Source organism: Streptococcus sp. HMSC076C09, assembly GCF_001837905.1.
GTDB lineage: Bacteria > Bacillota > Bacilli > Lactobacillales > Streptococcaceae > Streptococcus > Streptococcus parasanguinis_I.
The window spans coordinates 141,304-153,496 of the sequence record NZ_KV834640.1 but is presented as its reverse complement, the minus strand read 5'-3'; the positions used below and the strand labels follow the sequence as shown (position 1 = coordinate 153,496).

Here is a 12,193-nt window from a genome sequence, read left to right as displayed (position 1 = left end):
AAAATTATTAATAAATAAAGAAAATAAGTATATAATCTATACAAGAATAAAATTTGAGGAATGGAAGTAAGATGAGCAATACAATTGATATCTACTCAACTCCCGAATACAGAAAAGTGGAAGCCGTTGTTCAACTGATGGTTGACGGTCGCTTGACGAGCTATCGTGTCGCAACTGAAACAAACATCAGCAAAATGAGCTTGGCGACTTTGACGAAGGGAACGAGTAAAATCAAAAATATTACCTATCAAACGGCTTTGGCCTTGATTGATTGGTATGATGAGAATCATGAAAAGTATGGCATTACGATTGACTAGTCAGTAGCCCACTTTTCGTGGTTTTTTTCTTTTTCATCAAAACTTGCCTCCTCTCTGAGACTGGAGCCTGATTTTGCTTGAAGAGGATGGGAAAACTTGAAAAGACGGGCGAAATTTGATATAGTATAGCATATATGAAAATTAAAGGAGAAACATATGCAAGGCGGAAGTTTGCTAATTATGCTCGTTCTTATGGTCGGTTTGATGTACTTCATGAGCCGTAGCCAAAAGAAACAGTACCAAAAACGGATGGAAAGTTTGAATAAACTTCAAAAAGGAAATGAAGTCATCACGATTGGTGGCTTGTACGGAACCATCGATGAAGTCGACACAGACCGCAAGACCGTTGTCTTGGATGTTGATGGTGTCTACCTGACCTTTGAATTGGGAGCGATCAAAACAGTTCTTCCTGTATCAGAAGGAATCTCAGCTACTGCGACAGAAGGTGCTAGCTCAGATGCTGATTCAGCCATCGAAGAATAATCATCAAAGAAGAGGCAAGGGCCTCTTTTTTGGTGGGCAAATAGGACGATGTGATGAAGGAAAGTCCTGCTGGTTCAAAAAAGAGGCCAGAGTCCCTATTTTATGGGGATTTATGGTATAATGAAGCGATAAATATTGAAATAGGTAGAAAAACATGTTTCGTTTTAAGAAAAAAGAAAAAATCGAGATACCTTTAGAAGTCCCGAAACACATTGGGATCATTATGGATGGCAATGGTCGCTGGGCGAAAAAGCGGATGCAACCGCGCGTCTTCGGTCATAAGGCGGGGATGGAAGCTCTCCAAGAAGTGACGATTGCAGCAAAAAATATGGGGGTTCAGGTCTTGACTGTCTATGCCTTTTCTACGGAAAACTGGACACGCCCTGAAGATGAGGTCAAGTTCATCATGCACTTGCCGGTCGAGTTTTATGATCGTTTCGTCCCCGAATTGCATCGCAACAATGTCAAGATTCAAATGATCGGTGATATCAAGAAATTGCCAAAAGAAACGCTGGAGGCTTTGGAAAGAGCAGAAGCGATGACCCATCTCAATACAGGTTTGATCCTGAATTTCGCACTCAATTATGGTGGACGTGCTGAGATCACTCAGGCTGTGAAGCAGATCGCCCAAGAAGTCTTGGATGCGAAGTTCAGCCCAGAAGATATCACAGAAGAGATGATCGCAGATTCTCTCTATACCGAGAGTTTGCCACGTGTCCTAAGGGACCCGGATTTGATTATTCGTACCAGCGGAGAGATCCGTTTGAGTAATTTCCTTCCTTGGCAGGCTGCTTATAGTGAGTTGTATTTCACAGATGTGATGTGGCCAGATTTTGGAGAGGAAGCACTACGAAGTGCTGTAGTAGAATATAGCCATCGCCACCGGAGATTTGGCGGTGTTTAGGAGAAGATGATGACGAAAGATTTACAAAAACGTGTGATTTTTGGAGGAATTGCCCTGCTCTTTTTCATTCCAACAGTAATGGTTGGAGGGGTGTTCTTTCAGATTGTGATTGGCTTGATCGCCATGCTAGGGGTTCATGAATTGCTCAAAATGAAGGGGCTTGAGACAGCGACCTTTGAAGGAGCGCTAGCCATGTTAGCGGCCTTTGTCCTGACTTTGCCGATCGAGGACTACCTCCCTTACCTTCCAGCAGATGGCAATATGATTGCTTATGGTTTGGTTGTCTTGATTCTCATGGGAACAACTGTTCTTGCTCAGAATTACAATTATGAAGATGTGGTCTATCCCATTGCGTCTAGCTTTTATGTTGGACTTGGTTTCCATTCCTTAGTAGATGCGCGAATTGCTGGTATTGACAAGGTCTTATTGGCCCTCTTTATTGTTTGGGCTACAGATTCAGGTGCTTATCTAGTAGGAAGTCGGTTTGGGAAACGCAAGCTCATGCCTGCGGTTTCTCCTAATAAAACGATTGAAGGCAGTCTTGGGGGAATCTTGTCTGCAGTTGCGGTAACTGTGATCTATATGATCGTGGATCGTTCTGTGGCGGGTGGACATGGTTTTCTTGCTATGATCTTCTTTACCATCCTCTTTAGTATCGCAGGTCAGTTTGGAGATCTGGTAGAGAGTGCGATTAAACGCCACTTCGGTGTGAAAGATTCTGGGAAATTTATTCCAGGACATGGTGGTGTTCTAGACCGCTTTGATAGTTTGATCTTTGTCTTTCCCTTGATGCATTTCTTGGGCTTGTTCTAAGACAGAAGAGATAGAAAGGAAACCACGTATAGAACGATGCAGTTTATTGCCTTTATTGTTATTTTTGGAGTGATCGTTCTCGTTCACGAGTTTGGTCATTTCTATTTTGCAAAAAAATCGGGCATCCTGGTGCGAGAATTCTCGATTGGGATGGGTCCCAAGATCTTTGCCCATATTGGTCAAGATGGAACAGCCTATACGATTCGCATTCTACCTTTAGGTGGCTATGTTCGTATGGCTGGCTGGGGTGAGGATACAACTGAGATTAAAACCGGAACGCCTGTTAGCTTGACGCTAAATGAGGCTGGCAAGGTCGTCCGGATCAATCTTTCAGGAAAGAATCTGGATCAGACAGCCCTTCCCATGAATGTTACCCAGTTTGACTTTGAAGACAAACTGGAAATTACGGGTTTGGTTCTCGATGAGACCAAGACTTATAGTGTTGATCATGATGCGACCATCGTTGAGGAAGATGGGACGGAAGTGCGGATTGCGCCGAGAGATGTTCAGTATCAGAATGCCAGCATTTGGGGACGGTTGATCACCAACTTTGCGGGTCCTATGAACAACTTTATCCTCAGTATTGTCGTTTACTCACTTCTAGCTTTTATGCGTGGTGGTGCGATTGACTACTACAGCAACAATGTTCAGGTGGCACCCGATGGGGCGCTGGCTAAGGTCGGTGTCAAAAGTACTGTTCAGATCCTTCAAGTCAACAACGATACCGTTAGCAACTGGGATGAGCTGACAGATGCTGTTGAGAAAGCAACTAAGGACAGCAAGACGGCTCCTGAATTGACCCTGAAAGTCAAAACAGACGGCCAAGAAAAAGAAGTCAAAGTGAAGCCAACCAAGTCAGGGAATCGTTACTATCTGGGTGTGACAAATGGCCTCAAGACAGGATTTGTGGATAAACTCTTGTCTGGTTTTACAGATACCTGGAATACAGCGACACGGATTCTGGGAGCTTTGAAAGATATCATTTTCCACTTTAGTCTCAATAAACTGGGTGGTCCGGTTGCCATCTACAATGCCAGCTCACAAGCTGCTCAATTAGGGATTCCGGCAGTCTTATCTCTTATGGCCATGCTCTCTATTAATATTGGGATCTTCAATCTAATCCCGATTCCAGCTTTGGATGGAGGAAAAATCTTGATCAATTTGATCGAGGTCGTCCGGAGAAAGCCACTGAAACAAGAAGTAGAAACCTATATGACGCTTGCAGGTGTAGCTGTAATGGTTATTTTGATGATTGCTGTCACCTGGAATGATATTATGAAATTATTTTTGAAATAGAAAAGGATATTGTCCATGAAACAAAGTAAAATGTTGATTCCAACGCTTCGCGAAATGCCAAGCGATGCTCAAGTCATTAGCCATGCTTTGATGTTGCGTGCAGGTTATGTTCGCCAAGTATCAGCTGGTGTCTATTCGTATTTGCCACTAGCTAATCGAGTGATTGAAAAAGCAAAAGGCATCATGCGCCAAGAATTTGAAAAAATTGGAGCAGTAGAAATGCTTGCTCCAGCCCTTTTGAGTGCGGATCTCTGGCGTGAATCTGGTCGTTACGAAACTTACGGGGAAGACCTCTATAAGTTGAAAAACCGTGAAGGCTCTGACTTTATCTTAGGTCCAACTCACGAAGAAACCTTTACCGCTATTGTGCGCGACTCCGTAAAATCTTACAAACAATTGCCGTTGAATCTCTACCAAATTCAACCAAAATACCGCGATGAAAAACGCCCACGGAACGGTCTTCTTCGGACCCGTGAGTTCATCATGAAAGATGGTTATAGCTTCCATGCTAACTACGATAGCTTGGACGTTACTTATGATGAATACAAGGCAGCTTATGAGCGGATCTTCACACGCAGTGGCATCGACTACAAAGCCATCATCGGTGATGGTGGTGCCATGGGCGGAAAAGATAGCCAAGAGTTTATGGCTGTTACACCTGCTCGTACAGACTTGGATCGTTGGGTTGTTTTAGACAAATCAGTGGCTTCCTTTGATGAGATCCCAGCAGAAGTCCAAGAAGAAATCAAAGCAGAATTGCTCAAATGGATGGTCTCTGGTGAAGATACCATTGCCTATTCAAGTGAATCCACCTATGCTGCCAACTTGGAAATGGCTACTAACGAATACAAGCCAAGTAACCGTGTTGTAGCGGAAGAAGAAGTGAAACGCGTGGAAACACCAGGTGTCAAATCGATTGATGAAGTAGCTGCATTCTTGAATGTTCCAGAAGAAGCTACTATCAAGACTTTGGTTTACATCGCAGATGGTGAGCCTGTTGTTGCCCTTCTCGTAGGTAATGATCAGCTCAATGAAGTGAAGTTGAAAAACCACCTCGGCGCAGACTTCTTTGAACCTGCAACCGAAGTGGAAGTGAAACAATTATTAGGAGCTGATTTTGGCTCTCTCGGTCCAGTTGATCTTCCTGAAAATGTTAAGATTATCGCAGACCGCAAGGTCCAAGACAGCCGTAATGCAGTAGTCGGTGCCAATGAAACAGGCTACCACTTGACTGGTGTCAACCCAGGACGTGACTTTACTGCAGAATACGTCGATATCCGTGAAGTTCGTGAAGGCGAAATCTCACCAGATGGGAAAGGGGTCTTGAACTTTGCACGTGGGATCGAAATCGGTCACATTTTCAAACTCGGTACACGCTACTCCGCTAGCATGGGAGCAGATGTCTTGGACGAAAACGGTCGTGCAGTTCCGATCATCATGGGCTGCTACGGAATCGGTGTCAGCCGTCTTCTTTCAGCTGTTATGGAGCAACATGCACGCCTCTTTGTCAATAAGACTCCAAAAGGGGAATACCGTTACGCTTGGGGGATTAACTTCCCTAAAGAATTGGCGCCATTTGATGTGCATTTGATTCCAGTCAATGTCAAGGATGAAGCAAGCCTTGCTTTGACCGATCGGATCGAAGAAGCTTTGGTGAATAAAGGCTACGAAGTCTTGGTGGATGACCGAAATGAACGCGCTGGTGTCAAATTCAGCGATAGTGATTTGATTGGACTTCCAATCCGCGTAACAGTTGGTAAGAAAGCAGCTGAAGGCATCGTTGAAGTGAAAATCAAAGCGACAGGAGATACCATTGAAGTTCATGCGGACAATCTCCTTGAAACTCTTTCAATCTTGAACAAATAAGAAAAAGCTTTCTGAGCTCTCACCAGTGTGGTGATGAAACTCAGGAAGCTCTTTTTATTTTTCTTCTTTGAGGCCTTGATCTTTGAAATAGGTAAAAAGATCTTGAGGTTTGCCATTGAGGTATTTCTTGAACTCGGCTCTTTCTTCCTCCCCTTGATCCCCGTAGATGGAAGCAAACTCATCTTTCTTGATTTTTGAGAAGTCAGCTTGTAAGACCTTGGCATAGGATTGTTTATCTTTCAAAATTTGAATGCGGAAGCTAAGACCAGGCTTGCCATTTAAGCTTTTATAGATATCGCTATGTTCTAATTCTTCCTGGTAGATTTCCTTTAACTCGGAAAGATCCATGTCTTGCAAATCTGAGGAAATGGGTTCAAAACTAAGAAAAGTAAAAGAGACAATTTCATCTTTTTTGTAGCCGATTTGAATTTTGTTTTGGTGGTGATCGCCGAGGTCACTAACAAAGGTCTTGTTTTGGACTTGCTCCTTTTTGGTTTGAGTGGCCTCTTGCTTGGAAGAAGCGTTAGTAGTCCCTTTGCCTTGTTGGCCTTGGCTACAAGCGGTAAGAGCTAGTAGACAGACAGAGACAAGTAGAAATTTTTTCATATATACTCCTTATAGGTTAATGGTGTTCGATCTTGTATGAAACAAGTTTTGAACAGGTTTCATTATACCATAAAAGTTTTAAAAATGAAAAAATATACAAAAGTCATCGAAATTTGCTTTTAAAAACACCTAAAATCAACAACTTTTATCTATGTGTTGAGTTAAAATAAAAGGACAGAGTGTCTTCTTTTCTTTCCAGAAATAATACTAGTTGGAGACTACTGGGGCAAGGAATTCGGGAAATATATTACAGTTTTATGACAAAATGTTACACAATTGTAACAAAGTTACAATGTTTTATCAGTTAGTCCTCTAAACTTGACATTCTGGCAATATTTCATTAAGATATTTTTAAGTAAATAATACAAACAGGGAGAAAAAGGTAAAATATACAGTTATCTGGCATTTTACTAATTCGTACTAAAATGTATTGTTTATGAAAAAAATATAAGGGTATCAGCCCAAAAGGAGAAACATATGGCTCAAATTAAATTAACTCCAGAAGACCTACGTGCTTCAGCACAACGTTATGCACAAGGTTCTCAAGAAATCGATCAAATCCTTACTACTTTGACTCATGAACAACAAGTCATCGACGCAAACTGGGATGGATCTGCATTTGATAGCTTTGAAGCACAATTCAACGAATTGTCTCCAAAAATCAAACAATTCGCTCAATTGTTGGAAGACATCAACGGTCAATTGATCAAAGTTGCTGATATCGTTGAACAAACTGACCAAGATATCGCTGCACAAATCCACTAAGATAGTCTTGGAGGTGATCTTACTTCTTGTAGGTAGATCACCCTTTTGTCTTTTGATATATAGAAAATAGGGGTTAGATTCTTAATTCCTAACCCCTATTTTGTATCTATGAATTAGAAAAAGGAAAAGGTATGGAAGTTAAAAATAAAAAATGGTTAAAATACATCGGTCAGAGTGCGGTTGTGCTCCTTTTGATGGGATCTGTCGTGGGTCTTTATACGACGGTTCAAAAGGACCAAAAGCAAAACGAAGCCAAGACCGTGCAAACAACGGAAAACACTAAGCTCAACATTGCGGTTGTCAATGAAGACAAGGCGGTCAAGCTGAATGATAAAGAATATAACCTTGGGGCTAGCTATGTAAAGAATATCGAACGGGATAATTCGCAAAACTGGTCTGTACTCCCTCGTGGAGCTGCTGAGTCAGGGCTTGCAGATGGCAAGTACCAGTTGATGATCGTTATTCCAAGTGATTTCTCAGAGAAGGTCTTGGAAGTGAACGCGGTTAATGCAGAGAAGACAACGGTGACGTATAAGGTCAATGCGGCTGGGAATTCTCAGGTTGAGAACGAGGCCAATAAAGTCGCTAAAGATATCGTTTCAGACTTGAATAGCCAGTTGGTTGATATGTATATGGTCAGCATTTTGAGCAACCTTTATACAGCTCAAAAGAACGTGGAAACAAGTAACAAAATTCAATCCACCAACATTGGTTCTTACCGAAGCAACTTGCTGGATTCGGCCTTGGATTCCAAGAATATCTTCCCAAGTCTCTATAGCTTGTCTACGTCATCTGTCGAGTCGAACAATGCCTTGAAGACAGTCCTTGAGTCTTATACACAGGCTTTTGATCAATTGACCCAATCTCAGGATCAGTACGGTCAAAACTTCGACACATTGATCAAGCAACGCTCTGAGGATAAGATCAGCCATGAAGAGTTCATGAACCAGCTGATGTCTATGAACCAGTCTGTTGTCAGTGAAAAGACCCAAGAGTTGTATAAGAATCTACAACAAAACCAAGAAGCAATTACCAAACAATTGAGTCAACCAACTGAAACAGCAGGAGATGCTTCAGGTACCAAGACCTATGCAGGCTTGACAAAAGATGTGAATGATCGTGTGGCAGACCTTGAAAAAGGGATCAAGGCAGAACGCGACAAATTAGATGAGCACGAAAAGAACATCGAGTCTTCTGTAAAAGCGAAGATCCTTGACTACTATGGTCTAAATGAAGGAGACAAAGTCACTCTTCGTACCTTGCTTGGAAAGCCAAAAATCGAAACTATCAGCAAGGCTCGAGATAAAGCGGATGATGACATTCGTCAAGCAATTGAAAAACTTCCGTCTTTAGATCCTGCTAGTCTGAATTTGAATAAGTATGGAAATCTCAACGCAGCGATTAATTTTGATAGTGCTTTTGCTGGAACAAAGGCGCATCCAAAAGGGAACGCCGATGACTTAAAAAAATTGGCTGCAGAAGTGGATGCCAAATCAACGGCAGTTGCGGATGTCCTTAATGCTAAATCTGGAAAACAAAAAGTTAGCATTCAAGTACCTGCCGGAGTCAAGGTTGATACTTGGACCTATGATGGACAGACTTATGCAGGCAGTGGTGAGCAGGAAGTTGAACTGAAAGATGGCAAACAAATTCAAATTCACCTTGTTGAAGATGGAGGAGCTATGCCAAGCGCGATTGATGTTGAAGTTCTTGTGAATGGAGTTTCTTCAACCAGTGTGACTGTATCTGCAGATGAATTGAAAACAGCTGTCGCTAACTATGCATCGAAAGCTAGTGAAATCGCCTTGGATTATCAACGCGCAGGAGCATTGATCGATGCCTACTATCCAGAAGATGACAACCATGTTCGTCATTCACTCTATGATCCAATCGAAGATATGGATTTGACAAACGCTTTGGTCGACATCGTGAAGGCTGCTGTTTCAAGTAACATGAAGGACTACCGTAAGAGTATTGAAACGGATGAATCTGGGGATGCAACGAAGAGTGTGAAAGCCCAGTTAGATGGTACCCTTAAACAGTTGCAAGACTTGGGACCACAATTGCAGGCCAATCTTCAAGCAATCGAAAACACTAACAAAGATCTAACCCAAAATATCAATGATCAATTGACGCAATATGCTGATCTTCAAAAACGTTTAGAAGAGATATCAAAAGCGCAAGAAACAGTGACACAGGCTCAAACCAAGACCGATGCAGATTTGTCAGCCCTTGGTTCTGAATACACGTCATTATTGAGCTCGACAGAAGGCGTTAAGAGCTCATCTCGTAGCAATGTAGAAGCTGCTAACTCTACCAATGAAATCTTTAGCCAATTGAACAAAGAATTGGCTAAAGCCCAAGGCAATACAGAGAAATTGTCTAGCAATGCAGAGAGCTTGATGGGTGAATTCGACAAGGAATTGTCTGAAAATGGGAACTTCGTCGAAGCCTTCCGTAAGGTCTTCAACAATGCCTATGAAAACGGAGTGCCGAATGAAGTCTTGCTCGACTTCTTGTCAAATCCAGTTGCAGAGAAATCTTCTTCTGTGAAAGCGACTATCAACGTCTACCGTCCATTTATCTGGATCTTTATGTTGGAAGTCTTGAGTCTCTTTACAGCTTATCTCTTTGCGACTCAGCCAATCATCCGTAAGGTTAAGGATCGTTTCAAATTGGATCGTTTGCAAGAATCAGATCTCTTGTCTGTCGGTGTCCTTGTGGGACTTTCTCTCATCCTTGGACTGGTGATCGGAATGATTTCAAGTATTCAACTCTCTGTTGGTCGTGAATATGTACCTTCATGGGTATTCTTAGCGGTTCTAGCAAGCTTTGTCTTGGTACAACTACAATACCTTCTCTTGAAACACTTCCGTGTGATTGGAATGGGACTGGCCTTCTTCATGTTGATCAGCTATGTCTACCTATCAAGCGCGATCGGAACGACCGCGACCTTGTCAGGCCTTCCAGCACTGGTGAAAAATGTCAACCTCCTTTCTATTTTAGAAGGACAGTTTGCGGGTTACTTTGATGGACAAACAGCCGGTATCGGCGTCTTCTTCGGATTGTTGGTCTTCTTCGGACTTTTGGCGGTTGCCAATATCTTCATTCCAAAGAAGTTTACTCAAACAAAGGAAATTGAATCAAGCTTATGAAAAAAATGATGTATCTTCTCTTTGTCTTAAGTCTCTTGCCAGCGGTTGTTGTTTCTGCAGATGATTTTATTGATAATCGTCTGCAGGTCAACAACTCACGTCTTGAGACAGAGCAGGAAAAGACACTTGGGGGCCAATTGGATGCGACTGAGTCTCTTTTCAATGAGAAGGATCAGAAAAAATTAGCAGATGAAAAACGCAAGCAAGAGAAACAATTGACCGATTCAGACGGCCAGTTGTTTTCTGCTATAAAGGGAAAGAAAAAAACGGGGCCTGAAGCGGACCTGTTCCAGCCTGAAAATCAAAAATTATCTAAATTCGAGTCCAATGTGGAGGACAATTCGGCCAGCTTGTCGGATTTTATTCCAGCTTTGCAAATGCTGGCTTGGAGTGCTCTTCTCTTTGGGATTGCTGGCTATATTTCCTATCGAATCTATAGAAAAGAGGCCTAAATGGACCAACATATCAATGTCACCTTCCGTATGAATGGTGCAAGCCATGACCTCCGAATCCCAACGCGGATGGAGGTGCGACGCTTGATTCGGGAATTGGATCAGATCTTTGGGTCTGCCATGGAGCCTAGAAGCAAGTATCAGTTGCGCGTGGTAAATAAAGGCATCTTGCTGGATGAAGGCAAGGTGGTACAGGAGTATCCGATCACGAGTGGTGATCTGATCGAGATTGAGGAGTGGTAAGGTGAAAGAAGAACAATTTACACTGGAAGAACAAGTCTTCCGTTTTGAAAAAGAAGAAACGAGCTGGCGGCTGGACCTTAAGCGTTCAGAAGTGGATAGCCAGGATTTACGCAATTTATGGATTTTGGATCTCCATCATCCCTTGTTTTTAGAGCAAAGCATGACAGCGGATCAAGACCAGATTCATCTGACCTATCAGACAGACGCGCTAGGCTTGACTGCAGAAGAAATCCAGGCATTACCGGTTTCAGACCGTCTGCGTCTAGCTATCAATGTCTTGGATTTGGCGCCAGCCTTGGAGCTTCCGGTGACCTTTATGTTGCATCCTATCAATTTGTTTGTGACCAAGGATGCGCAAGTTAAGATCGCTTATCGCGGGGTGCCGGGAATGATGGTGCCACGCAAGTGGGATCAGGTTGAATTCTTGCGGCAGGCCAAGTGCTATGCGGTCACTCTTTTTGGGGACTGGGATTTCATGGAGCTCTATCAAGGCACACTTGAATTAGAAGATCTGCCTGATTTCTTGGTAGAAATCCGTGATGCTGCTAGCTTAGAAGAGATGAAAGCTCTCTTAGAGAAAGCCTACCAAGAACGCAAGGAAGAGGAAGAAAAGACCTTGACCTTGGTTTCAAGTCGTCAACACCGAATCTTTAAGTTGGCAACCGTATGGCTTTCCGCTGTAGTGGCCCTCTTACTCTTGCCCTTGATTTATTTGGTCTTTTTCCAAGCCCCCTTTAAAGAAAAGTTGCTTCAAGCGGATACTGCTTTTCTTAAAGTAGACTACACCGGTGTGATCGATGAGTTGGAGGGAGTGGCTCCAAGCAGTCTTCCAACGACACAGAAATACGAGTTGGCGACGTCTTACTTGCAAGGCTTGAATTTCTCAGAGGACCAAAAGAAGGTCATCCTCAACAACGTCACGCTCAAATCAGACAGTCTCTATCTCCACTACTGGATCTATATCGGCCGTCATGACTTTACCCAAGCGCTGGATACAGCCAAGCGGATCGACGATTCAGACTTGATCATCTATGCCCTTCGCAAAGAAATCAAGGCGACACGTGATAGCGAAAAACTCTCTGGTGAACAGCGCGAGAAGAAACTCTCTGAGCTAGAGGGCGAATACAAGAAATACTGGGATGCCCGCTCTAAACTCTTGGAAGCAGAGACAGATGAAACCAAATCTTCCACTAGCAGCTCAACAACGGCTTCGTCTACAGAAGGCTCCTCTACAGAAAGCTCGTCTTCTACAACAGCAAGCTCAACTGAGTCTAGCGAACACAAGGAGTAGTC

At 43.0% G+C, this 12,193-nt stretch carries 12 protein-coding genes; 11 read left to right on the top strand and 1 reads right to left on the bottom strand.

Annotation, left to right across the window (positions count from 1 at the left end):
- Nucleotides 1-71 precede the first annotated feature (71 nt).
- From HMPREF2704_RS04585 to HMPREF2704_RS04560, 6 genes are all read left to right on the top strand, one after another.
- Complete coding sequence (locus tag HMPREF2704_RS04585) at nucleotides 72-317, top strand: hypothetical protein (protein WP_003009969.1); 246 nt, start codon at nucleotides 72-74, stop codon at nucleotides 315-317.
- A gap of 156 nt (nucleotides 318-473) precedes the next feature.
- Nucleotides 474-800 carry a preprotein translocase subunit YajC gene (gene yajC / locus HMPREF2704_RS04580; RefSeq protein ID WP_003004444.1) on the top strand — a complete coding sequence of 109 codons (327 nt, stop codon included), beginning with the start codon at nucleotides 474-476 and terminating at the stop codon, nucleotides 798-800.
- Between the two features lie 154 nt (nucleotides 801-954).
- Complete coding sequence (locus HMPREF2704_RS04575; RefSeq protein WP_070845808.1) at nucleotides 955-1,704, top strand: isoprenyl transferase; 750 nt, start codon at nucleotides 955-957, stop codon at nucleotides 1,702-1,704.
- A gap of 9 nt (nucleotides 1,705-1,713) precedes the next feature.
- Nucleotides 1,714-2,517 carry a phosphatidate cytidylyltransferase gene (locus HMPREF2704_RS04570; RefSeq protein WP_023919527.1) on the top strand — a complete coding sequence of 268 codons (804 nt, stop codon included), beginning with the start codon at nucleotides 1,714-1,716 and terminating at the stop codon, nucleotides 2,515-2,517.
- Nucleotides 2,518-2,553: 36 nt separating this feature from the next.
- Nucleotides 2,554-3,813, top strand: coding sequence for an RIP metalloprotease RseP (gene rseP / locus HMPREF2704_RS04565; protein ID WP_049523159.1), 1,260 nt, complete (start codon nucleotides 2,554-2,556; stop codon nucleotides 3,811-3,813).
- 15 nt (nucleotides 3,814-3,828) lie between these two features.
- Nucleotides 3,829-5,679: a proline--tRNA ligase gene (locus HMPREF2704_RS04560; RefSeq protein WP_070845807.1), complete on the top strand. Its 1,851-nt coding sequence runs from the start codon at nucleotides 3,829-3,831 to the stop codon at nucleotides 5,677-5,679.
- A gap of 54 nt (nucleotides 5,680-5,733) precedes the next feature.
- Here the strand turns inward: HMPREF2704_RS04560 and HMPREF2704_RS04555 are convergent, their stop codons facing one another.
- Nucleotides 5,734-6,285 (bottom strand): hypothetical protein, encoded by a 552-nt coding sequence (locus HMPREF2704_RS04555; protein ID WP_070845806.1) that lies wholly within the window; start codon nucleotides 6,283-6,285, stop codon nucleotides 5,734-5,736.
- Nucleotides 6,286-6,762: 477 nt separating this feature from the next.
- Between HMPREF2704_RS04555 and HMPREF2704_RS04550 the strand changes: the two genes are divergently transcribed.
- The 5 genes from HMPREF2704_RS04550 (at nucleotide 6,763) to essB (ending at nucleotide 12,191) form a co-directional block, all read left to right on the top strand.
- Entirely contained in the window at nucleotides 6,763-7,050 is a 288-nt protein-coding gene (locus tag HMPREF2704_RS04550; protein WP_003016069.1) for a WXG100 family type VII secretion target, read from the top strand.
- A 131-nt stretch (nucleotides 7,051-7,181) separates the two neighbouring features.
- Nucleotides 7,182-10,205, top strand: a complete 3,024-nt coding sequence (gene esaA / locus HMPREF2704_RS04545) for a type VII secretion protein EsaA (RefSeq protein ID WP_070845804.1) — start codon at nucleotides 7,182-7,184, stop codon at nucleotides 10,203-10,205.
- Entirely contained in the window at nucleotides 10,202-10,657 is a 456-nt protein-coding gene (gene essA, locus HMPREF2704_RS04540) for a type VII secretion protein EssA (protein ID WP_024054630.1), read from the top strand. Before esaA ends, essA begins: the two co-directional genes overlap by 4 nt.
- On the top strand, nucleotides 10,658-10,900 hold the full coding sequence (locus HMPREF2704_RS04535; RefSeq protein ID WP_003013697.1) for an EsaB/YukD family protein: 243 nt from the start codon (nucleotides 10,658-10,660) through the stop codon (nucleotides 10,898-10,900). It abuts the gene before it with no gap.
- A gap of 1 nt (nucleotide 10,901) precedes the next feature.
- Nucleotides 10,902-12,191 carry a type VII secretion protein EssB gene (gene essB / locus HMPREF2704_RS04530; RefSeq protein ID WP_049514928.1) on the top strand — a complete coding sequence of 430 codons (1,290 nt, stop codon included), beginning with the start codon at nucleotides 10,902-10,904 and terminating at the stop codon, nucleotides 12,189-12,191.
- Nucleotides 12,192-12,193: the final 2 nt, after the last annotated feature.